General features: G+C 64.9%; 25 protein-coding genes and 1 pseudogene. 14 read left to right on the top strand and 12 right to left on the bottom strand.

All coding sequences use genetic code 11. The features are described from left to right. On the top strand, positions 1-826 hold an 826-nt coding region (locus tag CB0205_RS0113470), incomplete at its 5' end, for a nicotinate-nucleotide--dimethylbenzimidazole phosphoribosyltransferase (protein ID WP_029626415.1). A 9-nt stretch (positions 827-835) separates the two neighbouring features. Further along, positions 836-1,915 carry a hypothetical protein gene (locus tag CB0205_RS0113465; protein ID WP_043706186.1) on the top strand — a complete coding sequence of 360 codons (1,080 nt, stop codon included), beginning with the start codon at positions 836-838 and terminating at the stop codon, positions 1,913-1,915. Here the strand turns inward: CB0205_RS0113465 and CB0205_RS0113460 are convergent. Both CB0205_RS0113460 and CB0205_RS0113455 read right to left on the bottom strand, forming a co-directional pair. Then, entirely contained in the window at positions 1,912-2,970 is a 1,059-nt protein-coding gene (locus CB0205_RS0113460) for an aldo/keto reductase (protein ID WP_010318039.1), read from the bottom strand. The genes CB0205_RS0113465 and CB0205_RS0113460 overlap by 4 nt on opposite strands. A 52-nt stretch (positions 2,971-3,022) precedes the next feature. Then, a complete protein-coding gene (locus CB0205_RS0113455; RefSeq protein ID WP_010318037.1) occupies positions 3,023-3,544 on the bottom strand; it encodes a bifunctional nuclease family protein in 522 nt (173 codons plus the stop codon). A gap of 55 nt (positions 3,545-3,599) precedes the next feature. Here CB0205_RS0113455 and CB0205_RS0113450 point away from each other — a divergent pair, with 55 nt between their 5' ends. Next, complete coding sequence (locus CB0205_RS0113450; RefSeq protein ID WP_010318036.1) at positions 3,600-4,253, top strand: riboflavin synthase; 654 nt, start codon at positions 3,600-3,602, stop codon at positions 4,251-4,253. A 55-nt stretch (positions 4,254-4,308) separates the two neighbouring features. Continuing rightward, positions 4,309-4,893 (top strand): DUF308 domain-containing protein, encoded by a 585-nt coding sequence (locus tag CB0205_RS0113445; protein WP_010318034.1) that lies wholly within the window; start codon positions 4,309-4,311, stop codon positions 4,891-4,893. Between the two features lie 19 nt (positions 4,894-4,912). Here CB0205_RS0113445 and CB0205_RS0113440 read toward each other — a convergent pair whose 3' ends face one another. From CB0205_RS0113440 to CB0205_RS0113425, 4 genes are all read right to left on the bottom strand, one after another. Beyond that, complete coding sequence (locus CB0205_RS0113440; protein WP_043706194.1) at positions 4,913-5,284, bottom strand: AbrB family transcriptional regulator; 372 nt, start codon at positions 5,282-5,284, stop codon at positions 4,913-4,915. A 127-nt stretch (positions 5,285-5,411) separates the two neighbouring features. After that, positions 5,412-6,014 carry a cytochrome c oxidase subunit 3 gene (locus CB0205_RS0113435; RefSeq protein ID WP_010318030.1) on the bottom strand — a complete coding sequence of 201 codons (603 nt, stop codon included), beginning with the start codon at positions 6,012-6,014 and terminating at the stop codon, positions 5,412-5,414. Between the two features lie 5 nt (positions 6,015-6,019). Then, positions 6,020-7,696 carry a cytochrome c oxidase subunit I gene (gene ctaD, locus CB0205_RS0113430; RefSeq protein ID WP_010318028.1) on the bottom strand — a complete coding sequence of 559 codons (1,677 nt, stop codon included), beginning with the start codon at positions 7,694-7,696 and terminating at the stop codon, positions 6,020-6,022. Further along, on the bottom strand, positions 7,693-8,532 hold the full coding sequence (locus tag CB0205_RS0113425; protein ID WP_010318026.1) for a cytochrome c oxidase subunit II: 840 nt from the start codon (positions 8,530-8,532) through the stop codon (positions 7,693-7,695). The genes ctaD and CB0205_RS0113425 overlap by 4 nt, the downstream gene beginning before the upstream one ends. 206 nt (positions 8,533-8,738) lie before the next feature. On the opposite strand from CB0205_RS0113425, the gene CB0205_RS0113420 reads away from it, so the two are divergent. The 7 genes and pseudogenes from CB0205_RS0113420 (at position 8,739) to CB0205_RS14950 (ending at position 14,084) form a co-directional block, all read left to right on the top strand. Beyond that, positions 8,739-9,620 (top strand): heme A synthase, encoded by an 882-nt coding sequence (locus tag CB0205_RS0113420; RefSeq protein ID WP_010318024.1) that lies wholly within the window; start codon positions 8,739-8,741, stop codon positions 9,618-9,620. Between the two features lie 4 nt (positions 9,621-9,624). After that, complete coding sequence (locus CB0205_RS0113415) at positions 9,625-10,629, top strand: heme o synthase (RefSeq protein WP_010318022.1); 1,005 nt, start codon at positions 9,625-9,627, stop codon at positions 10,627-10,629. A 49-nt stretch (positions 10,630-10,678) separates the two neighbouring features. Then, a pseudogene (locus CB0205_RS14960) lies at positions 10,679-11,697 on the top strand (ATP-binding cassette domain-containing protein). Between the two features lie 51 nt (positions 11,698-11,748). Beyond that, positions 11,749-12,615, top strand: coding sequence for an ABC transporter permease (locus CB0205_RS0113405; RefSeq protein ID WP_029626413.1), 867 nt, complete (start codon positions 11,749-11,751; stop codon positions 12,613-12,615). Between the two features lie 18 nt (positions 12,616-12,633). Next, a complete protein-coding gene (locus tag CB0205_RS14955; RefSeq protein WP_156798002.1) occupies positions 12,634-13,122 on the top strand; it encodes a hypothetical protein in 489 nt (162 codons plus the stop codon). Further along, positions 13,112-13,801, top strand: a complete 690-nt coding sequence (locus tag CB0205_RS0113395) for an N-acetylmannosamine-6-phosphate 2-epimerase (protein ID WP_010318017.1) — start codon at positions 13,112-13,114, stop codon at positions 13,799-13,801. The genes CB0205_RS14955 and CB0205_RS0113395 overlap by 11 nt, the downstream gene beginning before the upstream one ends. A 91-nt stretch (positions 13,802-13,892) precedes the next feature. Continuing rightward, on the top strand, positions 13,893-14,084 hold the full coding sequence (locus CB0205_RS14950) for a hypothetical protein (RefSeq protein WP_043706184.1): 192 nt from the start codon (positions 13,893-13,895) through the stop codon (positions 14,082-14,084). A 13-nt stretch (positions 14,085-14,097) separates the two neighbouring features. Here the strand turns inward: CB0205_RS14950 and groL are convergent, their stop codons facing one another. Beyond that, positions 14,098-15,759: a chaperonin GroEL gene (gene groL, locus CB0205_RS0113385; protein WP_010318014.1), complete on the bottom strand. Its 1,662-nt coding sequence runs from the start codon at positions 15,757-15,759 to the stop codon at positions 14,098-14,100. A gap of 60 nt (positions 15,760-15,819) precedes the next feature. Here groL and CB0205_RS14945 point away from each other — a divergent pair, with 60 nt between their 5' ends. Then, complete coding sequence (locus CB0205_RS14945; RefSeq protein ID WP_010318012.1) at positions 15,820-16,113, top strand: hypothetical protein; 294 nt, start codon at positions 15,820-15,822, stop codon at positions 16,111-16,113. A 3-nt stretch (positions 16,114-16,116) separates the two neighbouring features. Here CB0205_RS14945 and fabG read toward each other — a convergent pair whose 3' ends face one another. The 3 genes from fabG to CB0205_RS0113365 are packed head-to-tail and all read right to left on the bottom strand — an operon-like array spanning position 16,117 to position 18,858. After that, positions 16,117-16,869 (bottom strand): 3-oxoacyl-[acyl-carrier-protein] reductase, encoded by a 753-nt coding sequence (gene fabG, locus CB0205_RS0113375; RefSeq protein WP_010318010.1) that lies wholly within the window; start codon positions 16,867-16,869, stop codon positions 16,117-16,119. A 25-nt stretch (positions 16,870-16,894) separates the two neighbouring features. Then, on the bottom strand, positions 16,895-18,028 hold the full coding sequence (locus CB0205_RS0113370) for an NAD-binding protein (protein WP_010318007.1): 1,134 nt from the start codon (positions 18,026-18,028) through the stop codon (positions 16,895-16,897). Continuing rightward, entirely contained in the window at positions 18,025-18,858 is an 834-nt protein-coding gene (locus tag CB0205_RS0113365) for a glycosyltransferase family 9 protein (RefSeq protein WP_010318006.1), read from the bottom strand. The genes CB0205_RS0113370 and CB0205_RS0113365 overlap by 4 nt, the downstream gene beginning before the upstream one ends. A 73-nt stretch (positions 18,859-18,931) precedes the next feature. Between CB0205_RS0113365 and ispD the strand changes: the two genes are divergently transcribed. Next, entirely contained in the window at positions 18,932-19,609 is a 678-nt protein-coding gene (gene ispD, locus CB0205_RS0113360; RefSeq protein ID WP_010318003.1) for a 2-C-methyl-D-erythritol 4-phosphate cytidylyltransferase, read from the top strand. On the opposite strand, the gene CB0205_RS0113355 is transcribed toward ispD, so the two are convergent. Both CB0205_RS0113355 and CB0205_RS0113350 read right to left on the bottom strand, forming a co-directional pair. Further along, positions 19,606-20,499: an LD-carboxypeptidase gene (locus CB0205_RS0113355; protein WP_010318002.1), complete on the bottom strand. Its 894-nt coding sequence runs from the start codon at positions 20,497-20,499 to the stop codon at positions 19,606-19,608. The two genes, ispD and CB0205_RS0113355, sit on opposite strands and share 4 nt — an antisense overlap. Then, entirely contained in the window at positions 20,496-21,401 is a 906-nt protein-coding gene (locus CB0205_RS0113350) for a 4-hydroxybenzoate polyprenyltransferase (protein WP_010317999.1), read from the bottom strand. Before CB0205_RS0113350 ends, CB0205_RS0113355 begins: the two co-directional genes overlap by 4 nt. Positions 21,402-21,477: 76 nt before the next feature. Between CB0205_RS0113350 and CB0205_RS0113345 the strand changes: the two genes are divergently transcribed. After that, positions 21,478-23,070, top strand: coding sequence for a Ppx/GppA phosphatase family protein (locus CB0205_RS0113345; protein ID WP_010317997.1), 1,593 nt, complete (start codon positions 21,478-21,480; stop codon positions 23,068-23,070). Positions 23,071-23,083: the final 13 nt, after the last annotated feature.

Here is a 23,083-nt window from a genome sequence, read left to right as displayed (position 1 = left end):
CCCTGGAGCCCTTGGTGCTGAATCTGGGGCGCCCGTCGCACCGGCCATCCCCCATCTCCAGCTCAACCCGTCGCCCGCGCGCTGCCTCAGCGGCGGACGGGCGATGGATCCCGAGCGGGTGCAAGCCCTCTGGGGCTGGGGGGAGCGCTGGGGCCGCGGCTTGGCCCGCTCCGGCCAACCGGTGTTGCTCAGCGAGTGTGTGCCTGGGGGGACGACCACCGCCCTGGCGGTCCTGGAGGCCCTGGGGATTCCCTCCATGGGCTTAGTCAGTGGCAGCGTTCGCCAGCCGGATCACCAGCTCAAGGCGCGCTTGGTTCAACGGGGATTGGCGGCTGCTCAATTGGCTGCGGATGCCAGCCCTCAGGCGGTGTTGGCTGCGGTGGGTGACCCGATGCAGGTGGTTGCGGCGGCCCTGCTGAAGCAGGCGGCCTTGGCGGGAACGCCGTTGCTCTTGGCGGGCGGCAGTCAGATGGCGGCTGTCCTGGCCCTGGCCTTGGCGGCGTGTACACCGCCTGAGCGCCAGCAGCTCTGCCAGCAGGCGGCGGTGGTGACCACCGCCTGGGTGGCCCATGAGGTGGCCAGCGATTTCCCGGGGCTGATGCTGCAACTGGCCCAGCGCTTTGCGGTGCAGCCGCTGGCCTTTGCCACGGGCCTGCGCTTCACGGAGAGCCGCTGCCCGGAGTTGCTCGATTACGAGCGCGGCTACGTCAAAGAGGGAGTTGGCGCTGGGGGCTTGGCCGCCCTCTGGCAGCTCAGCGGGCGTTCGCTGCAGGCGCTCCAGGAGGCCTGTGAGCAGGCCTGTGACCAGCTGCAGCACCCGGCCTAGCCTGCGCTTGTGACTTCCCGCCGCCACGCTCTGCAACTGATGGCTTCAGTGGCGGCCCTGGGCGCGGCTGCCGGCTGTGCACCGGCGCGCACCGGCCAGCCGCAGCTGTTGAGCGTGAAAGGGGACTTGCCCAAGGCCTGGCTGCAGGAGCTGCCGTCGCCCTGGCAGCCCCGTGCCCTGGAGAGCCCGGAGCAGCTCCTGAGCCTGGTGGATCGCTCCGCCTTGCAGGAGCAGCCCCTGGCGGGGGCTGCCTTGTTGGCCCTCGGAGACGGCTGGGCCCAGCAGCTCGATCGCGCCCGGCTCCAGCCCCTCGAGGCTCCGGCTCTGCTCGAGCAGCTGGCGCCTATGGCCCAGGCCCCCAGTCGGTTATTTGCGGCTGAGGGCGCTGTTCCCCTGGCTTTCCCGTGGGCCTTTGGCACCTGGTTGTTGGTGCTGCGCAGTCGCCCGGACCTCTGGCGGCAGCGCGAGTTGGGTTGGTCGCTGCTGCTCGATCCCAGCCTTCGCGGCAAGGTCGTGCTGCCCTCCAGTCCGCGGGTGGTGATCGAGCTGGCCCTGCGTCAGTTGGGTCTCTCCAGCGGCGATCCCAAGGCCCTGAGCAACCCAGCGCTGCCGCAGCAGCTGTCCCATTTGGTGGGGCAGGCGTTGGCGCTGGATGAGCGCGATGGCCTGAATCTGCTGTTAGCCGGTGAGGCGGATGCGGCGGTGGTTCCCAGCCATCGGGCGATTCCCCTGCTGAAGAAAGATCCGCGGCTCTCGGCTTTCCTGCCGGAGTCCGGCTCTCCGCTCTGGTGGCAGCTGCTGCTCCGTCTGCCTCCCCAGGACACTGCGGGGGTGGATCCGCCGCTTCCCCTGGAGTGGGTGCGCGATGGCCTCAGTCTGCCCCTGATGGATCGCCTGTTGGCGGCGGGTTGGGTGCCCCCGCTTCCCCGTCAGCGCTTGGAGCCTGTGCTGCAGCGCTGGCCTGAGCGACTGCGGCCTTTGTTGCTCCCCAGTGAGGCGGTGCTGCAACGCTGCAACAACTTGCCGGTGTTCACGCCCGCGGAGCGCAGCCGCTGGCAGACCCTGTGGGATCAGGCCCTCAGCCGCTAACCCCAGAGCCTGCGCCGGGGTGCGGCCGCCAGGCGTTGATGGGTTTCAGCCAAGAGTTCAGGAATGGGGAGCTGATGGGGACAGCGGGGTAGGCACTCGCCACAGCCTTCGCAGGCGGAGGCATTCACGCTCTCCCACCAGTGCCCTGCTCTTCCGATCAGGTTGTAGCGCTCCTGGGCGAAGGCGCTGAGGCCATGGCCGAGGTCCAGGTTGCGCAGGCGCAGCAGCTCGGGGATCGGCACCTCGTTGGGGCAGGGCAGGCAGGCCCGGCACTGCTGGCAGGCGGTCTCAGCCAGTCGACCCTGGCCGGCCTGCCAGGCCCGCTCCAGGGCTTGGTGATGGCTCGGTTCCAGACCAATCTCCTTGTCCACCATGAGGCGTTGGGCCAGGGCCAGGTCGCTGGCTTGGGCGGCCCCCAGGGTCAAGCAGGAGATGCCCGCATCGAGCAGGAAGCGATAGGCCAACTCCAGGGGCTCAAAGGGATCGCAGTCGGCGCGCAGTTGCTCAGGCGGGGCGTAGAGCCGGCCCCCCTTATCGGCTGGCGAGATGGCCAGAACCCCAATTCCCTCCCGCAGGGCCGCCTGGGCCAGGGGCAGTCGGGTTTGATCGAACCAATGGAGGTGCAGGCTGCAAAAGCTGAAGCGGGCAGAGGCGAGGGCGGCCTCAATCAGCGAGAGCTCGCCATGGCTCGAGAACCCCACCTGGGTGACGAGTCCCTCCCCCAGGGCCCACTGCAGCAGATCCGCTCCGGCCCCCTCGAGGGCCCAATCCAGGTGCTCCCTGCGGTTGAGGCCATGGACCGCAAGGTTGTCCAGCTGTTGCACTCCCAGGCGTTGCAGGATCCCGCGGAGCTGCATCTGTCCCTCCTCCAGGCTGATCCCCGGCAGCAGCTTGCTGGTGAGCACCAGCTCCCCAGGGGGGCGTGCACGCAGGGCCTGGCCCAGGAAGGCTTCTGCGGGGCCGTAGGCCGGGGCGGTCTCAATGTGATTGATGCCTGCGGCCAGGGCGGCATCGAGCACCTCCGCCATCTGCTGCGGGCTGCTGGTGGCCCGCATCGTGCCCAGGCAGAACGGGGAGACCCGTGGTCCTTGGCCAAAGGGGCGGCGCTTAGCCAGGGTCTTCCTCCGCCTCCGTCTGGGCTTGGTTGATGTGCCTCACGAGCTCGGCGGGACTGATGCCATCGATGAAGCGGCGGAAATCGGCGGCATCTTCCGCATCGGCCTCAGCATCCACGGGGATGGAGGCATCAGCGACGACCTCCTCCAGCATCCAGATCCCACTGCCGGTGCGGACGGCCAGGGCAATGGCGTCGCTGGGTCTGGCGTCGAGCTCCAGCTCCTCGTCGCCCTCGGTCCGCAGTTTCAGCACGGCACGAAAGGTGCTGTCTTCGATGGCGTGGACGATCACCTTGGTCAGCTCCAGCCCCCCGGCCTGCAGCAGTTCCACCATCAGGTCATGGCTCAGGGGCCTGGGCGGGGTCTGGTCGCTGAGCCCGGTCATGATGTTTTGGGCTTGGGCCTGGTCGATCCAGATGGGCACCTGACGCCGCCCGGATGGATCGCGGAGCAGCACGATCGGACTTCGACTGGCGGCGTCGAGGGCAATGCCGGCCACTCGCATTTCGACCATGGCTTGCCCGCTTTCCCTTCTGCCCGATTATGGCCAGTGTTGATCGGGCCACCGCATGTTCACTGGGCTGGTTCAGGCCACCGGAGAGCTGCAGCGCTGCAGCGGCGGTTTGCGGCTGCGCATCCCTCGGGGCTCTGAGCTCGATCCGGCCCAGCTGGCCCTCGGGGACAGCGTGGCGGTTGATGGGGTCTGCCTGACGGTGACCGAGCGCTCCGCCAGTGGGTTCTCGGCCGATGTCAGTGAGGAGACCCTCAGCCGCACCACCCTCTCGGCCAAGGCCGACCGTGGGGGCTGGGTCAACCTGGAGCCGGCCCTACGTCTTCAGGATCGACTGGGCGGCCATTTGGTCAGCGGCCACGTCGACGGCTTGGGCGAGGTGGTGGGGGTGGAGCAGCAAAGCGCCTCTTGGAAGCTCACGCTGCGTTGGCAGGATCCCTCTTTCGGTCGCTATATCTGCGTGAAGGCCAGCGTTGCTGTCGATGGCATCAGCCTGACGGTCGCGGGCTGCAGTCAGGACGGGGCTGAGTTTTGGATCGCTGTGATCCCCCACACCTGGGGCACGACGACCCTGCAGCATCTGCAGCGCGGCATGGCGGTGAATCTGGAGGCAGACCTGCTGGCGAAGTACACCGAACGCTTGTTGCAACACGGGACGGCGTCGACGGCTCCGATCAGTGATGCCTGGTTGAAGGAGCACGGCTGGAGCTGACAACACCAGATGCCATGCCTACGTTCCGGGGGCTCGTGTTCCTGCTGAACACTTCATGGCTTCTGACGACAATTCCGGTCTGATGGTGGGCGCCCTGCGCAGCTTCACCGTGGCCGAGGGCATCCTGCTGCTGGTGCTGGGTGTTCTTGCCCTGATCTTCCCGATGATTGCCTCCGCCTGGGTGACGGTGGTGGTAGCCCTGGCTTTTTTGGTCGGCGGGATCATCGGCTGGGTGAACAGCCTCAACCGCTCGAGGCAACTGAGCCAATGGCACTGCTTCTGGCGCCTCGTGGTCTCGACCCTGTTTGTGGTCACCGGGGCTTGGATCATCCAGCAGTTCAGTGCTGGGGTTGAACCGGCTGCCGCTCAAGTGGCGGCGTTGGCCTTCGCCATCGGCATCGTCTTTTTGGTGGAGGGTGCGGTGGCCAGCATCGTTTCCCTGTCCCATCGGGAGATGGCTGGGTGGGGCTGGGGTTTGGCCAATGGCATCGTCACCTTGATCCTTGGCCTGATCATCGTGTCGATGAAGGGCCTGGGTCTGCTGAGCGTGATCGGCATCCTGGTGGGGATCAGCTTCCTCTTCAGCGGCATTGACCTTCTGGTCTTCAGTGCCGCGTTCCACGGTCCGGACGAGCGCTGAATCGCGCAGGGGATCTCCCTTAGAGGGCTTCGTTTGCGCTGCCGTCCTGTTCCAGGGGCAGTAGCCAAATGGAGCCCGTTTCTTTGTGGACTTCGATCTTGAACTCCTGGCCGGGCTCTAGCCCCATGCGCCTGGTGTAGGCGTTGCCGATCAGGAGGTTGCCGTTGCCATGGACCTTGGTGCGGAATTCCGCTTGCCGCCCCTTGGTGCCGCTGCCACCGCCGCTTTGGCTGGGGAGCTTGTAGCCCTTGGCTTCCACCAGGGCGCGATAGAAGCTTTTTTTGAGAAGACGGCCACTGGGACCGACATAGCCGCAGGCCCGAGCGATCTGATCTTCAGGCCGATTGCTGAGCGAACGGGCTTTGTCCAGTAGCGCCTTGCCTTCCAGCATCTGGGTCGGCTTGGTTGTCTTCTCTTCGACGAACACCGCTGCAGTGGGTCGCTGGCGGCCCGATTGTGCCGATCACTTGCAATGCTTCGCAAGGGCAACTTGCAAGAACTGTGATCAAACAGCTGCTCTACAGCAGATAAAGGATTCCGTAGAGCACCACCCAGATCCCATCGACGAAGTGCCAATAAAGCTCGGCGGCCTCCAGGGGAAAGAGGTTGTCAGAGCTGACGCGGCCCCCTTCACGGCACTGCCACCAGACGATCAGGATCATCAAGCCGCCCAAGGTGACGTGCAGGCCGTGGAAGCCCGTGATGGCGTAGAAGGTGCTGGCAAAGAGGTTGTCGGTCAGACCAAAGGGCAGCTCGAAGTACTCCTTCATCTGACCGGCCAGAAAGGCAAAACCCAGGGCGGCACTGATCAAAAGCCAGCGTTGGCAGAGGGCTTTTTGGTTGCGCTTCAGCGCTGCGCCAGCCCGGTGGAAGGTGAAGCTGCTGATCAGCAGCAACAGGGTGTTGATGGTGGGTAGCACCATCTCCAATTCGTAGGTCGCCCCGGATGGCAGGGGGTTAACGGCTCGGAAGGTCAGATAGGCGGCAAAGAAACCGGCGAAGGTCATGCCATCGGCCACCAGGAAGGTTGCGAGGCCGAACATCCGGAAGTCGCCGTGGTGCTCCTGGTGCTCGGTGCCCTGTTCTTGGTTGAGGGATTCGCTTGTGCTCAGGCTTGTCATGGCATTCAGGAGCGCTGGTCAGAGTTGCCGAGCTTCCACAGCTCAGAGCCCGAGGTGGCGGCCAATGGCAGTTCGCCGGCGGGGGTGCCATAGCCGTAGGGCTCTTTCACCAAGGGGGCCTCGCCCTTCCAGTTCTCCACCGGTGGAGGGGAGCTGGTGAGCCATTCGGGGGTTAGGGCATTCCAGGGGTTGTCTCCGGCTGGTGCGCCGTTGAAGGCACTCATGACGACGTTCAGCAGGAAGGGCAGGGTGCTGATGGCCATCAGCAGCGCCCCAACACTGCTGAGCTGGTTGATCAGTTCAAATTGAGGGTCGTATTCGGCAACGCGGCGCGGCATGCCATTGAGGCCAAGCCAGTGTTGCGGAGCGAAGCAGAGGTTGAAGCCGACAAAGGTCAAGAGAAAGTGCAGCCGTCCCAGGTCCTCGTTGAGCAATCGGCCGGTCACCTTTGGATACCAGTGGTAGATCGAGGCAAAGATCACAAACACCGTGCCGCCGTAGACGATGTAGTGGAAGTGGGCGACGACGAAGTAGGTGTCGTGCACGTGAATGTCGAAGGGGACCTGGGCGAGGGCGACGCCCGTGATTCCCCCGAAGACAAAGTTGATGATGAAGCCGCAGGAGAAGAGCATCGCGCTGTTGAGAGCAATGCGGCCTCCCCACATGGTGGCGAGCCAGTTGAAGAACTTGATCCCTGTCGGGACGGCGATAAAGGAGGTGGCGATGGTGAAAAACAGCCGCATCCAGGGAGGCGTGCCGCTGGTGAACATGTGGTGGGCCCAGACGATCAGGCCCAAGACGACGATGCCCATGATCGAATACACCATCGTTGTGTATCCGAAGAGCGGCTTGCGGCAATGGATCGGCAGGATTTCGCTCACCAGGCCAAAGGCCGGCAGCACCATGATGTAAACCGCGGGGTGGGAATAGAACCAAAACAGGTGCTGATAAACCACCGCATTGCCGCCCAGGCTTGGGTTGAAAAAGCCGGTGTGGGCAATGATGTCGAAGCTCAGTAGCACCAGCGTCCCGGCCAGGACGGGGGTGGAGAGCACCACCAAGATGCTGGTGCCGAGCATCGCCCAGCAGTACATCGGGAGCTGCATCAGCTTGAGCCCCGGTCGCCGCAGTTTGAGGATGGTGGCGATGAAGTTGATCCCGCCAAAGATGGAGCTGCCGCCCAGCAACAGCACGCTCAAAATCCAGATGATCTGACCGGTGGCCGGGGTCGTGATGCTCAGGGGTGGGTAGGCGGTCCAGCCCGACTGGGCAGCGCTGGCAATGAAGTAACTGCTGATCAGGAGCAACCCGGCTGGAGGGATCAGCCAAAACGCCACCGCGTTCAGTCTTGGGAACGCCATGTCGCGCGCTCCCACATAGAAGGGAATCAGGTAATTGCCAAAGGCACCATTCACCACCGGGACGATCCAGAGAAAGATCATCACCGTCCCGTGCAGGGTCAGGACTTCGTTGTAGGTCTCCCTGGGAAGGAAGTCCGAAATCGGGGTCAGCAGTTCGGTTCGAATCGCTCCAGCGAGGGCGCCACCGATCAGATAAAAAATGAAGCCACAAACCAGATACTGCAGCCCGATCACCTTGTGGTCGGTGCTGAAACTCAGGTAGCGCAGCCAGCCTTGGGGTTGCAGCGGCGTGCGGTGCTCAGGGGTCAGGCTGATGGTCATGACTGCACCGGGGTTTGTGGGGCTGCGCTGGCAATCGGACTGTTCTGGTTGACCCAGGCCTCGAAGGTCTCGGGTTCATCCACGATCACGGTCGAGCGCATTCCGCCGTGGTACGGGCCGCAGAGCTCTGCGCAGACGATCGGATAACGGCCAGCTCTCGTTGCGGTGAAACTCAAGAGTGTGGGCTGACCGGGGATGACGTCTTGCTTCAGGCGGAATTCGGGGACCCAGAAGGCATGGATGACGTCATTGGCCTTCATGCGTAATGCCACCGGCTGCCCCATGGGCACATGCAGCTCGCCGCTCGTGATCTCAGCCCCCGGGTAGTGAAAGATGAACGCGAACTGCATGGCCGTCACGTCGATCGGCAGTGGGGCTAGGGCGTCGTCGCTCTCCAGGCTCACGGGGCTGATGCCGCCCCAGGTGCGGGACTCCTCCATCTCCCCGCCCATGGCATGCATGCTGTGGTCATTGAGCGGAGTCATGCCGCCCATCCGGTCGTAGATGTCGTAGCTGTAGATGCCGACAAACAAGACCACCACGGCGGGAATGGCGGTCCACAGGATCTCTAGAGGGAGGTTCCCCTCGACGGCTTCGCCATCACCGCTCTCGCCTGGCTTGCGCCGGAACTTCACCAGGCTGTAGAGGATCAGCCCGACAATCCCGACGAACAGGATGGTCCCAATGCTGAAGAGCACCTTGAAGAGCTCGTCATAAACAGGCGCGTTGGCGCTGGCGTCAACCGGCAGGAGGTTGACGTTCTGCCCGATCCAGAGGCCCATCAACACCAGGGCCATTCCGGTGATCAGGGTGAGGATTGCGGGTGGTATCCGCATCGTCCTGAAATCAATCGAGGTCAGCCTATGGAGGCTTGCTCGTCGACGTGTTGTTCGTGGTTGTTTGCAGCAATCCGCCGCTTCTTGGTGAGGGAACGCTCACCCATTGATCACTGTTGGTGTCGCTTTTGGGTGGCGCGTGACGGACGTCTGCGAAGCCGGTGTGACGTCATTAGGTTGACGCCAACCGCCCTTCTCCAGCAGAGATGTTCGGCGCCATGCAGCCCAACAAACGAGACGGCCTCGCCGCACTCTGCGCCCACTTGTTGGTCGCACTGATTGCGCTGGTGGTCATCGGCGGGGCGACGCGTGTGATGGAGGCAGGTCTGGCTTGCCCAGACTGGCCCCTTTGCTACGGCTCCCTCTTGCCGGGGCGCCAGATGAACCTGCAGGTCTTCCTGGAGTGGTTCCATCGCCTGGATGCCTTTGTCGTCGGTGTGGGCCTTCTGGTTCTCACCTCGGTCAGTTGGTGGTGGAGGCGGGAGTTGCCCAAGGGCTTCCCCCTCCTGGCCAGCCTGAGCCTGGTGCTGGTGGCTGTTCAGGCGGGCTTGGGTGCCCTAACGGTGACCCTGCTGTTGCCATTCCCTGTGGTGACGGCTCACCTGCTCACCGCCCTGGTGTTGGTTGCTCTGCTGAGCGGTTTGAGTGAGTTGCTGAGGGCCGGCTCCCTGGCCTCGTCGTCAGGACGCTCTCTGTTCTGGGCTGGCCTCACCGCAGTCCTGGCGACTGCGGTGTTGGTGCAGTGCCTCTTGGGCGGACTCATGGCCAGTCAGTGGGCTGCAGGCCGGTGCCTGAGCGCTGGGGAGGGCTGCTCTTGGCTCTTGATGCACCGCCTGGGTGCTCGGCCAGTGGGTCTGCTGGTGCTCCTGGGTTCGGGACTGCTGCTTTGGAAGCGTCCGGCTGAGCGCCCCTTTGCCTTGGCTGCGGCACTGCTGGTTCTGCTTCAGATCGCCCTGGGCGTGCTGAGTTTGCGTCTCAGCCTGTCCGTTCCAGCGGTGACCGTGGCACATCAGCTGGGCGCTGCTCTGTTGGTGGCCGTTCTGGCGGCCTTGACCGTTCGTAGTTGGCCGGAGGTGCTTCGTGGTTAATGCCTTGCCCCTGACCCGCGAGGAGATCGTTCCCTCCAGGAAGCGGCTGAAGTTGCCCCCCTGGCTGGAGATCGCCAAGCCCCGTTTGATCCCCCTGTTGCTGGCGACCACCCTTGGCGGGATGGCGATGTCGGAAGGCTGGCCCCTGCCTCCTTTCCGCCTGGCCTGCACCTTGGGTGGTGGCGCCTTGGCCGCCGCAGCGGCTGGGGTCCTGAATTGCCTGTGGGAGCAAGAGCTCGATGGCCGCATGCAGCGAACCAGCGGCCGTGCACTCCCCTCTGGTCGCCTCTCGATCACGACGGCTTTCGCCATTGCCGTCACCCTCACGCTGACGGCGGCGACCCTGCTGGTCGGCGGGGTGAATTGTCTGGCCGCCAGCCTGTCGCTGCTGGGTCTCTGTAGTTACGTCCTGCTCTACACGGTGCTTCTGAAGCCCCGCACCACCCAGAACATCGTGATCGGTGGTGTGGCTGGAGCCATTCCTCCCCTGGTCGGTGCCGCCGCGGCAACGGGCCATCTGGGCCTGGGGAGTTGGTGGTTGTTTGCCCTGGTGATGCTGTGGACGCCAGCCCATTTCTGGGCCCTCGCTCTGCTGCTGAAGGAGGACTACCGCGCCGTCGGGATCCCCATGCTCCCGGTGGTGAAGGGCAGTGGTGCCACCGCTGAGGCCATTCGTTGGTACGCCCTGGCGACGGTGGTGCTGAGCCTGGTGGGTGTCTGGGCCTTGCCCGGTGGGGGGTTGCTCTACGGGCTCCTGCTGCTCCCCTTCAATGCCCGGCTCTTGCAGATGACCTGGAATTTGCACAAAGACCCGGATGATCTGCAGAGGGCCAAGGGGTTGTTTCGCTGGTCGATCTTCTATCTCTTTGGCGTCTGTCTGCTGCTGCTGATGGCTCGGATGCCGGCAGGGGAGCAGTTTTCGCAGCAGGGCTTTGCCCTGCTGGGTTGGAGTGGGTCCGGCAACGCAGGTTTCACCCTGGTGGCATCGCTGGTGAGCGGCGCTTTCTAGAGTCGATTTCTCTAGTGCTCCAGCGAGGTCGGCGGCGGTGACTCATCCAGTGATTGATCTGGAGAACGTCTCCAAGCGCTACGGAAAAGGTGAGAAGGCCGTTGATGCCTTGAACGGCCTGAATCTTCAGGTCCCTGGTGGCAGTTTGTTCGGCTTGTTGGGTCCCAACGGGGCGGGCAAAACAACGACCCTGCGCATCCTTGCCACCCTGTTGGCCCCGTCCAGCGGCCGTGTCCAGGTGGCGGGTCTCGACGCGCTCACAGACCCCCGCGGCGTCCGCGAGCGTTTGGGTTATGTGGCCCAAGAGGTTGCCCTCGACAAGATTCTCAGCGGCCGTGAGCTGCTCCAGTTGCAGGGCGACCTGTATCACCTGGCCCGTTCAGCTAGGGACCAGCGCATTGCTGAACTGATTGATCTGCTGGGGATGGCCGACTGGATTGACCGCCGCAGCGGCACCTACTCCGGTGGGATGCGCCGGCGTTTGGATTTGGCCTCCGGTCTGCTGCACCGTCCGGATGTCTTGGTGCTCGATGAGCCCACCGTTGGTCTGGATATCGAGAGTCGCGCTGCCATTTGGACCGTGCTGCGCCAACTGCGCGACCAGGGCACCACGGTGCTGCTGAGCAGTCACTACCTCGAGGAGGTCGATGCCCTGGCGGATCAGCTGGCGATCATTGAGGACGGTCGGGTGATTGCTGCGGGCCCCCCTCCGAACTCAAGGCGGCCCTCGGCGGTGACCGCGTCACCCTGCGGGTGAGGGAGTTCAGCGATGAACCCGAGGCCCTAAGGGTGCAGCAGCTGCTGCAGGCCTGTCCGGGGGTGCGGCAGGTGGTGGTCAACCGAGCCCAGGGCTTCTCCTTGAATTTGGTGGTTGAACACGACGGGGTGGTGGAGCAGTTGCGCCGTCAGCTGGCTGAAGCCCAGCTCCCTGTTTTTGCCCTTGCCCAAAGCCGCCCCAGCCTGGATGACGTCTACCTCCAGGCCACGGGTCGGACCTTGATGGATGCCGAGCTGGCGGTGGCCGGTGTCCGTGATGCCAAGGCGGAGCGCAAGCAGTCCATGCGTTGACCGTGGCTTTGGTTCGGGATTTCCCATGGATGGACTTTTCTGTTATTTGAGATGACCAGCGCTTCCTCTTCTTTGCTCAGCCCGGCCCCCAGCGCCAGCGCCCCGCGGTCAGCCCTGGCTGACCTGACGCAGGAGACCCTGGCGTTGACCCGCCGTCTGTTCTTGCAGCTGGCGCGCCGTCCGTCGACCCTGGTGGCGGGGGTCCTGCAACCCCTGATTTGGCTGGTTCTCTTTGGGGCCCTCTTTGCCAATGCCCCTGAGGGTCTGCTGCCCGAGGGCATGAGTTACGGCCGCTTCCTCGGTGCCGGCGTGATTGTCTTCACGGCCTTCAGCGCTGCCTTGAATGCGGGCTTGCCGGTGATGTTCGATCGGGAGTTTGGTTTCCTCAATCGCCTGTTGGTGGCCCCGTTGCGCTCCCGCAGCTCGATTGTCCTGGCCTCGGTGCTCTACATCACGGCCCTGAGCCTGGTGCAGAGCGTCGCGATCATGGCCACCGCCTGGGTCTTGGGGTACGGCTGGCCCGGCGGTTCTGGGTTGCTCCTGGTGCTGCTGACCCTGTTGCTGTTGGTCTTCGCAGTGACGGGCCTGAGCTTGGGGTTGGCCTTCGCACTCCCAGGTCACATCGAGCTGATCGCCGTGATCTTTGTGGCCAATTTGCCCCTGCTGTTTGCCAGCACGGCCCTGGCTCCGATTTCCTTTATGCCGGCCTGGTTGGGCTGGCTAGCGGCCGTAAATCCCCTTACCTTCGCGATTGAGCCGATTCGCGCCGCTTACGCCGGTCATTTCTCCCTCTCAGCTGTGGTGTTGCATGCCCCCTATGGGGACCTCAGCGCTGCCGCTTGTTTAGGGGTTCTGGCCGCTTTGGCGTTGGGTTTGTTTCTGCTGATCCGCCCTCTGCTGGATCGCAAGCTCGCCTGATCTTTTCCCGCAGCGATCGTGCCCCAGCGCCCTTCTCCTCCGCCGTCACCGCAAGCCCGCCGCCAGGCCCACGTTTTGGCCCTGCGCCAGGCCTTGTCCGAGCGTGATCGCTCGAGCGTGGATGGGTTGCTCGGCCAGTGGGTCCATCGCAACGGGGTCGATGCCCTTGAACCCCTGCTTCAGGAGTTGGAAGCCGAGGATTCAGAAGGACTCCACTGGTGGCGAACTCCTCAGGCTGAGCCCGAGCCCCTCGTCGTTGAGGTGCAAGAGGAGATGCCACCTGAACCTCAACCTGAAGTCGAGCCGGAACCCGAACCTGAGCCCGAACCGGTTGTGATGGCTGAGCCTGAACCTGTAGCGGCTCCGGTTCCGATCCCTCAAACGGCGTTCAAGCCCGTCGTGCATCGTCGAGCCGCTGCGTCACGCCCTGCTCCGGCCCCCAGCCATCCCGCCTTGGCGGAATTGCGTGCTTGGCTTCCCGGTTCAGAAGACTCCCGTGCTGCCTGATCCCTCGTTGCTCCGTGGCGGGCTGATCGTCTCGGTTCAGGCCCCTGAGGGCTCACCGATGCGGGACCCGCAGGTGATTGCGGCCATGGCTGAGGCCAGCCTCAACAACGGCGCGGTGGGTGTCCGCCTGGAGAGTCCTCAACACATTGGGGCGGTGCGCCGCCGCTGCCCGGAGGCTTTGATTATTGGCCTCTGGAAGCGCACGTTCCCCGATAGTTCCGTCTACATCACCCCCGGCTGGGAAGAGATTCAGGCGGTTTGGGCCGCCGGTGCCGATGTCATCGCCCTGGATGCCACTGATCGGGTTCGCCCCGCTGGGGCCCTCTTGCCCAATTTGGTGCAGCGCGCCAAGCAGGAGCTTGGAGCCTGCTTGATGGCGGATGTCGACAGTCTGGAGAACGGGTTGCGCGCCGCGGAGCTCGGCTGTGATTGGGTTGGCACAACCCTCTACGGCTACACCGAGTCCACCGCCTCCCTCAAGCCTCCCGCTTGGACTCTGTTGCGTCCACTGCGCGAGCAGCTCCCGGGTCCGGTGATGCTGATCTGTGAGGGTGGAATCGCCTCAGCCCAGCAGGCCAGACAGGCCCTTGATGGGGGTTCCGATGCGGTGGTGGTGGGGACGGCGATTACCGGCGTGGATCTGCAGGTGGCGGCCTATCGCCGGGCCCTGGAGTCCTAGCGGTCCAAAAGCTTTCTGAAGGAGCAGGACCTGCAGCCCAGGCGAGTTCAAACTGAGCGTGTCTCGGTTGTCTCGAATGGGAGGAAAGTCGATGGGCTCCCAGCGTGGGCTGCCGTTTTTTTCAGTGGTGGTGGGCGTGACGCTCTTGGCCACACCCATAGCGGGCTTGCCCTTAGCTGAGCTCGAAGCGCTGAACCGGGAGCTGGGCCGCCTGTGCCGCAACCCACCCCCGGAAGCCCTTGCCGTCTGCCGGATTCACGCCCGCTTGATTCGGGTGATGTAGGCCGAGGCCGGCATCACATCATGCCGGGCATGCCCATTCCACCCATACCGCCCATGCCACCCATGGGATCCATGCCGCCACCGCCCGGTGCGGCTGCGGCAGCCGGCTCGGGTTTGTCAGCGATCACCGCCTCGGTGGTCAGCAGCAGGGAAGCAATCGAGACGGCGTCCTGAAGGGCCAGGCGGACCACCTTGGCTGCATCAAGAATGCCTGCGGTGAGCAGGTTTTCGTAGGTGCCGGTCGCGGCATTGAAGCCGTTCCCAGTGGAGGCCACTTGGTCCGCCACAACGTTGGGGTCATAGCCCGCGTTGGCTGCAATCTGATGCAGGGGCGCAGAGAGAGCGCGCTGCACGATCTCAACACCGGTGCGCTCGTCGCCCTCCAGCTGGGCAGCTAGGCCATCGAGGTCGGCGGCGAGCTGGACCAGGGTGCTGCCACCGCCGGCGACGATGCCCTCTTCCACCGCGGCGCGGGTGGCGTTGAGGGCGTCTTCGATTCGCAGTTTGCGGTTGCGCAGCTCGGTTTCGGTGGGAGCACCCACCTTGATCACGGCAACGCCACCGGCCAGCTTGGCGATGCGCTCGGTGAGCTTCTCGCGGTCGTACTCCGAGTCGGTGTTCTCGAGCTCGCGCTTGATGGCGGCGACACGGTCGCGGACGGCAGCCTGGTGAGCGTCACTGGCCACGATGGTGGTGTCGTCCTTGCTGATCGTGATCCGGCGCATGCTGCCGAGATCCTCCAGACCCACTTGATCGAGGGCCATGGCACGGTCCTCGCTGATCAAGGTGGCACCCGTGAGGATGGCGATGTCCTGGAGCATGGCCTTGCGGCGATCGCCAAAGCCAGGGGCGCGGACGGCGGCCACCTGCAGAACCCCGCGGTTCTTGTTGACCACCAGGGTGGCCAGGGCTTCACCCTCGACTTCCTCCGAGAGGATCACCAGGGGCTTGCCAGCTTTCGACACGGCCTCCAGAACGGGAACGAGGTCGTTGATGGCACTGATCTTGCGGTCGGTGACCAGCAGCAGCGCATCTTCGAATTCGCAGACGCGACGGTCGTTGTCGGTGACGAAGTAGGGGGAGCTGTAGCCCCGATCGAAGGCCATGCCTTCGGTGATTTCCAGTTCGGTGGCGAGGCTCTTGCTCTCCTCGACGGTGATCACGCCATCGACGCTCACCTTCTCCATCGCCTCGCTGACCATCCGGCCGACTTCCTCATCGCCACCGGAGCTGACGGTGGCGACCTGGCCGATGGATTCGCCGGCAACGGGGGTGGAACGCTGCTGGATGCCCGCCACGACTTGAGCGGTGGCCTTCTCCATGCCGCGGCGCAGGCTCACGGGGCTGGCGCCAGCGGCGACGTTGCGTAGACCTTCGCGGGTCATGGCCTGGGCCAGGACGGTGGCGGTGGTGGTGCCATCACCGGCCTGGTCCTTGGTTTTGGTCGCGACCTGCAGCAGGAGCTTGGCGCCGAGGTTCTCGAAGGGGTCTTCCAGTTCGATGTCCCGGGCGATGGTCACGCCGTCGTTGACGACATCGGGAGCCCCGAACTTCTTCTCAAGAACGACGTTGCGGCCCTTGGGTCCGATGGTGACCTTGACCGCATCGGCGAGGGCATTGACGCCGCGCTCGAGATAGGCGCGGGATTCATCGGAGAAGGAGAGCAGCTTGGCCATCGCGGAGGCTGATCGCGCTGTAGTGGCCACAGGCTCCCATGCAGAGGTGGCCCTTGGCTTGTGGGGAAAGCCGAATGGATCGCAGCTCACCCCTATCGCCCGCTCGATCTGCTCGATAGGGTTCGCGCCATGGAGGAGAGCATCAGCGACACCCTCGTCCAGGGCCTGGCCGATCCAACGGCCGGCAGCAACGTGATGGCGTTTCTGATCGTGGCCGGCCTGGGCTTGGGAATGGCCTTGATCTATGTGCCCCTGCGGGTCTTTTTGACCGTGACCGCCCGCAGTCGCCGGCTACGCCTGCTGCAGCGCATCCGACGACTGCGGGAGGAACTCACGCAACCGGTGGAGGGCTAGACCTCAGCGCATCACCATGCCGCCATCGACCTGCAGGACCTGGCCGGTCATGTAGGAAGCGGCGGGATCGGCCGCGAGGAAGCGAACGGCGCTGGCGACCTCGGTGGGTTGCCCCATCCGTCCCAGGGGAATGGCCTTGAGGATCGGCTCCCTGTCGAGCTCCGCGGTCATGTCGCTCTCGATGAAGCCAGGGGCCACAGCGTTCACGGTGACCCCGCGGCTCGCGAATTCCGCAGCGCTGCTGCGGGTCAGGCCAATCACACCAGCTTTGGCGGCGCTGTAGTTGGCCTGGCCGGGGTTGCCCATCAGTCCCACCACCGAGGTGATGTTGATGATCCGGCCGCTTCTGGCCTTCAACATCGCCCTGCTGACGGCTCGGGTGCAGAGGAAGACGCCGCTGAGGTTCAGGTCGATCACGCTCTGCCAATCGGCGCTCTTCATGCGCATCAGCAGGCCGTCACGGGTGATGCCCGCGTTGTTGACCAGCACGTCCAGGCGTCCTTCCTTCTCCAGGACGGCTTTGACCATGGTCTCCACCTGCTCTTCCTCGGCCACGTTGGCCTGGTGGGACCAGGCTTGGCCGCCTGCCGCCTGAATCTCAGCGACCACAGCCTCAGCCGCGGCGGGGGAGCTGGCGTAGTTCACCACCACCGTTGCGCCGGCCTGGGCCAGCTCGCGGGCAATGGAGGCCCCGATGCCTCGGCTGGCTCCGGTCACCAGAGCAACCTGACCGGCCAGGGGGGTGCTGTCCGCCATGGAGAACGCTGAAAGTCGGACCAGGCTAGGCGGGCATGATTTTGACTTCAGCCAAGGCGGGGCCAAGCAGTTCCCCAAAGCGCTGCAACTGGCGTTTGCTGCCCATGACCACCAGCAACTGACCGGGACCCAGGCGGACATCACCGCCGGGGTTGGCGATGAGTGGCTCCGGCGCTCCGGTGCTGAGTTGGCTGGCCGCGGGGTTTCGGATCGCCAGGACCAGGGCACCACTGCGGCGTCCCAACTGCAGTTCCGAGAGACTGGCGCCGTTGAGGTCGCCGAGATCCTCGGGATGCTCGCTCAGCAGAAATTCGTCCACCTCACACTCGCTGCCGGCCAGCAGGTCCATGAAGGTCACCGCCAGGGGCCTCAGGGCGGTGGCGGCCATGGCACGACCGCCGGCCACATAGGGGCTCACCACCTGGTCAGCTCCGGCTAAACGCAGTTTCCCTTCCGCTTCTTCGCTGTCGGAGCGGGCAATCAGCCGGGCGCTCGGCGCCAATCCCCGGGCGCTGAGGATCACGTAGAGGTTGGACGCGTTGCTCGGCAGGGCGGCGACCAGTGCTCGGCAGCGGTGGATGCCAGCCTCCTCCAGAGTTTCATCGAGGGTGGCGTCTCCCTGAAGGACCGTCAGGCCTCGCTGCTGTGCTTCCTCAATGCGGTCGCTGTCGTTTTCGACCACCAACAGTTGGACGTTTTCTCCATTCAGTTGATCCGCGATTTCGCGGCCCATCCGGCCGTAGCCGCAGAGTATGACGTGCTGATTCATCGATCGCTGCAGCTGTTGGCGGTAGCGCCGCTGGCGGATGCGGCGAAAGTAGCCGGAGTTGGTTAATTCCAGCAGTTTCTGGATGGTTTGCTGGACCACCACCAGGCCGCCCACCAACAGCAGCGCCGTGACGATGCGGCCGCCGGTGTGGATCAGCTGGGTGTGCTCATCGCTAAACCCCAGGGTGCTGAGGGTGATCAGCACCATCCAGTAGCAATCACCCCAGTCCCAGCCCTCCGCCAGTCGGTAGCCAACGGCGCCGGCATTGACGACCGTGGCCAGGGCCAGGATCGGGCCGGCCCACGGGCGCTTGGCCACTTGCGTGCGAATGGGGCTGAGGAGGCCGCGGCGGCGCGGCAGTGAACGGGGTCGCTGCCGCATCGGTGTCATCCCAAGCCGAGGGCTTTTAAGACCTCAGGGGTGCCCAGCTGCTCAAGGGCTCCGGCTTGCCCCACCGCTTGCACGCCCTCCCGTTGTGGCAGGGAGGCGGGGTCCTGGCCGAGGGCCACTAGAGGCATGCCACTGAGCAGGGCCAGTTGGCTGGTGATGGGGTCACTGCTGAGGACCACATCACAGCTGGCCAGTTGCGCGGCCCGCTGCAGCAGATTGGCGCCACCGGCCTGGATGACCCGCAGGTCCGGCAGCTTGCTGCGGATGGCCTCGGGCAGCGCTCGCCAGTGGTCGGCGGGCCAGTCCTGGCGGTTCCCTGACGGGGCAAGCAACAGGGCGGGTCCCTGGCCACTGGGCATGGACGCTGCGGCTTGCTCCAGGGCTCCTTTGGGCAAGGACAGGCGGAATTGGCTGGCGTTGAGGGTGACGCCGAGGGGGCGAAGGAAGGCGGCCAGCGCTTGGGCCCCCCAGCCGGCTTCAGGGGTGACGGTTGACGTGGCCGAGAACCCAGCGGCGGCGACGCGATTGGGGATGTGACTCATCGACAGCATCAGATCAACCTGGCGGCCGCTGGCGAGGTTGATGCAGGCCTGAAAGTCGGGCTCGCGCACGTTGCCCAGGAGGTTGGCCCAGTCGGCGAGGCTCGGCCCGTCATCAAAGGCGAAGGGAATCACCTTCTCCACCGCCGGCAGCAGGGACCAGGCGGCTGCCGCCGCGGGGGAGCAGGCCACCTGCACCTGGGCCTTGAGGTCTTCAGCGACCTGCGCTGCGGCCGGAATGGCCTGCAGCTGTGCACTGACACCACCCGGCACCAAAAAGAGGACTCGCATGGTTGCGGGGGTGTGCAGCAGATCGCTGGCTGATTGTATGTAGGTCGGATTACTTAGTCCTCAGGAGCGCGCGATGCATCTGCTGATTGCCTGTGCCGGTAGCGGTCGGCGGATGGGTGCGGAGCGCAACAAGCTGCTTCTGGAGGTCAGCGGCCGGCCTGTGTTGGCCTGGACTCTCGATGCGGCCCTAGCCTCCGAGAGTGTGCGCTGGATCGGCGTGGTCGGCCAGGAGATCGACCGGCCGGACATCGAAGCCCTGCTGAAGGCGGCCAACCCAGGGATCCCGGTCCAGTGGATTCAGGGTGGGGACACCCGCCAGGATTCGGTCTGCAACGGCCTGGCTGCGCTGCCGCCGGACGCTCAATCGGTTCTGATCCATGACGGAGCCCGCTGCTTGGTCGATCCAGCTCTGATCGATCGCTGTTCCGCGGCTGTTGAGGCTGGCGCTGCTGTGATTGCTGCCGCACCGGTCACCGACACGATCAAGCGGGTCGATGGCGACGGCGTGATCCAAGACACCCCGGATCGCTCCGTTCTCTGGGGCGCCCAAACCCCCCAGGGGTTTCCGGTCGAGCAGTTGCGCCAGGCCCATGCCCAGGCGCGCGGGGAGGGTTGGAGTGTCACCGATGACGCCTCCCTGTTTGAACGGCTGGGTTGGCCCGTGCGGGTGATGGAGTCCTCCCCCTCCAACATCAAGATCACCACGCCCTTCGATCTGACGATTGCTGAGGCGGTGCTCTCGGGTCGCTAGAGCAGCAGCAGTTGGCCGCGCTCGCCGTCCAGACGGGCCCTGCGGCCGATGGGAATGGCGGCGTTGCCGCAGCGATGGCCAAAAGGCAGGTCGGCAATCACTGGAATGCCGAGGTCGCCGCAGCGCTCCTGAAGCACCGCCTGCAGACCAAAGGAGTGCTGGGGATCACGGGCGTCATCCTCATCCCCCTCGCAGTCGCTGAAGCTGCCAAAGCCCAGCCCCGCGATCTGCTGGAGAGCCCCACTGAGGCGCCAGTGGGAGAGCATCCGATCGATTCGATAGGGGGCCTCGCCGATGTCTTCGAACAGCAGGATCGCTCCACTCAGGTCGGGGAGGTGAGGCGTCCCCAGCAGGTGCGTCGCCACCGTGAGATTGCCGGCGAGGCAGGGACCCTCGGCTTGGCCCAGGTTCCAGACCGTCCCTTGCAGGGGCGGTAGAGCCTCGCCAAAGAGCAGAGCCCGTAGCCGCTCTTGGCTCCACTCCGGTTCGGCCCCCAAGGTGGTGACCATGGGCCCATGGATGCCCCCGGGTAGGCCAGCGGCCTGCCGCGCCCAGAGCAGGGAGGTGACATCGGAGAAGCCCAGCAGCCAGTGCTCCTCAGCCGCAAGGGGCCGCTCCAGTAGTCGTGCAGAGCCCCAGCCACCGCGCATGCACGCCACCAATGGCGCATTGGGTTGGAGGTCCTCCAGGCGTTCGGGGTCCGTGCCGGCGTAGTAGCCCCAGTGCCGCTGCAGGTTGCGATGGGGTTCCACCTCCAGTCCCCAGCGCTCAAGGACAACGATTCCCGCCTCCAGGCGGCTGATGGCATCGCCCTGGAGCGCGGAGCTGGCGGCGGCTAGTTGGACGCGATCGCCGGCTTGGAGCGGGCGGGGCCAGGGGCGCGCGTTCATGCCCAGATCCGTCCGATGGCTAGGCCGAGCAGCAGGAGTGCGCCGAGCAGCACCTGATGTTTGAAGTGGCGGCCATAGGCCGAGCGCGGCAGCTGCGGTTGCCGTAAGGCCAAGGCTTCCTTGAGCTGCCCAAGGACGACCACCAGCCAGATCAGCCAGAACACGGGCTGAACCCCCTGCAGGGCCGAGGCCATCGCCAGCAACACTCCAGCGCTGGCGTAGCAGAGGGCCACGGCCAGGGGGGCCTGCTCCCCAAGGCTCAGCGCGCTGCTGCGTACGCCCACCAGGCGGTCATCCTCCCGGTCGGACATGGCGTAAACCGTGTCAAAGCCAAAGGTCCACAGCAGGGTCGCCAGCCAGAGGCAGAGCAGGGGCCATCCCCCCTGGAGGCTGCCGCGGGAGGCCGCCCAGGGGATCAGCACAGCAAAGCCCCAGCAGAGGGCCAGGACCGCCTGCGGGTAGGCAAACCAGCGCTTCGCTGAGGGGTAGAGCAGGACCGGCGGCAGAGCGGCGATGGCCAGTTGGAAGCAAAGGGTTCTGTTGGCTTCTGGCAGCCCCCAGAGCACAACGGCAAGAGCAGCGATCAGGCAGAACAGCAGCAGCACAACGGCCCCCGGAACACCGATCTGGCCGCTGGCAAGCGGCCGTTGGCGGGTTCGCTCCACCTGGGGATCAATCCGCCGATCCCAGAGGTCATTGGCGACACAGCCCGCACCGCTGACGGCCAGGCCGCCAATGACGATGGCCGCCAGCAGGTGGAGGCTGGGGGGAGCCTGGCCCTCCAGGAAGAGACTCCAGCCGGCAGGGATCAACAAGATCAGGCGTCCGCTGGGCTTGTCCCAGCGCAGTAGACCCAGCCAAGCCCGGAGCAGCGATCCAAGGCCCTTGCTGTCGGCAGCCACGTTCAGCAGGGGAAAAGTGCCCGCACCCTAGGGCTGAGGGGCGGTGCCAAAGTGTCTCAGCTCCAGGGATTGGACCGTGAGTGAGCCCCGCAGTGGTGCCCTACGGCCGGTGGCCGGCATCGATATCGGCACCAACTCGATTCACCTCTTGATCGCCAGCGTCGATCCGGAGCTGCGCAGCTTCTCGGTCCTGCTAACTGAAAAATCAACGACCCGCCTGGGGGAGCGCGATCCCGTCAGTGGCGATCTCTCGCCTGAGGCGATTGAGCGGGCCTTCACGACCCTGCGCCACTGCCGTGAGCTGGCGGCCAGCCATGGCGTGGATCCCGGGGACGTCGTCACGGCGGCCACCAGTGCCGTTCGTGAAGCACCCAATGGTCGGGAGTTTCTGCAATCGATCCAAGAGCAGCTGGGCCTCGCGGTTGATCTGGTGAGCGGCCCTGAAGAGGCGCGCTTGATCTATCTGGGCGTCCTCTCGGGGATGTCCTTTGGCGAGAAGCCCCACGTGATCATCGACATCGGTGGTGGCTCCACCGAGTTGGTGCTGGCCGATGCTTCGGACTCCCATGCCCTCACCAGCACCCGGATTGGTGCGGTCAGGCTGCAGCGGGATTTCGTCCAGGACGACCCGATCCCGGCTAAGCGGGTCACCTTCCTGCGGGCCTTCATCCAGGGGGCGCTGGAGCCTGCGGTGCTCAAGGTCCGCCAAGGTTTGAAGCGGCTCGGTGATCAGCCGGTGATGGTCGCCACCAGTGGAACAGCGATGGCGATCGCTGCGATGGCCGCTGCGGATGAGGCGCGTCCGCCCCTGCGCATGCAGGGCTACCGGGTCTCGCGGCAAAAACTCGATCAGATCGTCGAACGCCTCTTGGGGATGACGCCTGCGGAGCGCAAGGCTCACCCGGCCCTGAATGAACGCCGCGCGGAAATCATCGTTCCTGGCGCCCTGATCTTGCAGACGGCGATGGGGATGATCGGGGCGGAGGAGCTGGTGATCAGCGAACGGGCCCTGCGGGAGGGCTTGATTGTTGATTGGATGCTGCGCAACGACTTGATCGTTGATCGCTTCGCTTTTCAAAGCAGTATTCGTCAACGCACGGTGCTGCATCAGGCCCAGCGTTATGGGGTGGATGTGCCCCGCTCTGAGCGGGTCGCTGCGCTAGCCATACGTCTCTACGACCAAAGCCACGGCCTGCTGCATCAAGACGATGGCCAGGGGCGTCAGTTGCTGTGGGCCGCGGCGATGCTGCACAGCTGCGGACAGCACATCAATGTCGGTGCCTATCACAAACACACCTGGTATCTGATTCGCCACGGTGACCTCCTGGGCTATTCCGAGAGCGAGCAGCTCATGGTGGCGGCTATTGCCCGTTACCACCGCCGCTCCCTGCCGAAAAAACGCCATGAGTCCTGGCAACTCATAGAAGGCCGGGAACAGCGCCGCACGGTCTCAGCGATGGCCTTGCTGCTGCGTCTGGCGGTGGCGATGGATCGCCGTCCCCAGAAGGTGATTGCCGATTGTGTTCTGCAGGCCAACACTGAGAACGGTATTGCGATCCAGTTGTTGCCGCTGACGGCTGAGGTGGATCTCAACCTGGAGCGTTGGAGTCTGCGCTCCTGCGAGAGCTATGTCGAAGAAGCGCTCGGCATGACCTTGCGGGTGAGTTAGCTCCAACACTGCA

The organism is Synechococcus sp. CB0205 (assembly GCF_000179255.1).
In the GTDB taxonomy this organism is placed as follows: Bacteria; Cyanobacteriota; Cyanobacteriia; order PCC-6307; family Cyanobiaceae; genus Vulcanococcus.
The sequence above is the reverse complement of the archived record's forward strand: the minus strand, read 5'-3'. Positions and strand labels throughout refer to the sequence as shown.

Bases quoted from the DNA above. Each gene is read 5' to 3' on its own strand.
- CB0205_RS0113440 (WP_043706194.1), bottom strand. From the start codon at position 5,284: ATGCTGGAAGGCAAGGCGCTACTGGACAAAGCCCGTTCGCTCAGCAAT.
- groL (WP_010318014.1), bottom strand. From the start codon at position 15,759: ATGGCCAAGCTGCTCTCCTTCTCCGATGAATCCCGCGCCTATCTCGAG.
- CB0205_RS0113420 (WP_010318024.1), top strand. From the start codon at position 8,739: ATGTTCGGCGCCATGCAGCCCAACAAACGAGACGGCCTCGCCGCACTC.
- CB0205_RS0113455 (WP_010318037.1), bottom strand. From the start codon at position 3,544: ATGGTCGAAATGCGAGTGGCCGGCATTGCCCTCGACGCCGCCAGTCGA.
- CB0205_RS0113370 (WP_010318007.1), bottom strand. From the start codon at position 18,028: ATGACACCGATGCGGCAGCGACCCCGTTCACTGCCGCGCCGCCGCGGC.
- CB0205_RS0113365 (WP_010318006.1), bottom strand. From the start codon at position 18,858: ATGCGAGTCCTCTTTTTGGTGCCGGGTGGTGTCAGTGCACAGCTGCAG.
- CB0205_RS0113450 (WP_010318036.1), top strand. From the start codon at position 3,600: ATGTTCACTGGGCTGGTTCAGGCCACCGGAGAGCTGCAGCGCTGCAGC.
- ispD (WP_010318003.1), top strand. From the start codon at position 18,932: ATGCATCTGCTGATTGCCTGTGCCGGTAGCGGTCGGCGGATGGGTGCG.
- CB0205_RS0113460 (WP_010318039.1), bottom strand. From the start codon at position 2,970: ATGCGGGCCACCAGCAGCCCGCAGCAGATGGCGGAGGTGCTCGATGCC.
- CB0205_RS14950 (WP_043706184.1), top strand. From the start codon at position 13,893: ATGGGCTCCCAGCGTGGGCTGCCGTTTTTTTCAGTGGTGGTGGGCGTG.
- CB0205_RS0113405 (WP_029626413.1), top strand. From the start codon at position 11,749: ATGACCAGCGCTTCCTCTTCTTTGCTCAGCCCGGCCCCCAGCGCCAGC.
- CB0205_RS0113425 (WP_010318026.1), bottom strand. From the start codon at position 8,532: ATGCGGATACCACCCGCAATCCTCACCCTGATCACCGGAATGGCCCTG.
- CB0205_RS0113435 (WP_010318030.1), bottom strand. From the start codon at position 6,014: ATGACAAGCCTGAGCACAAGCGAATCCCTCAACCAAGAACAGGGCACC.
- CB0205_RS0113445 (WP_010318034.1), top strand. From the start codon at position 4,309: ATGGCTTCTGACGACAATTCCGGTCTGATGGTGGGCGCCCTGCGCAGC.
- fabG (WP_010318010.1), bottom strand. From the start codon at position 16,869: ATGGCGGACAGCACCCCCCTGGCCGGTCAGGTTGCTCTGGTGACCGGA.
- CB0205_RS0113355 (WP_010318002.1), bottom strand. From the start codon at position 20,499: ATGAACGCGCGCCCCTGGCCCCGCCCGCTCCAAGCCGGCGATCGCGTC.
- ctaD (WP_010318028.1), bottom strand. From the start codon at position 7,696: ATGACCATCAGCCTGACCCCTGAGCACCGCACGCCGCTGCAACCCCAA.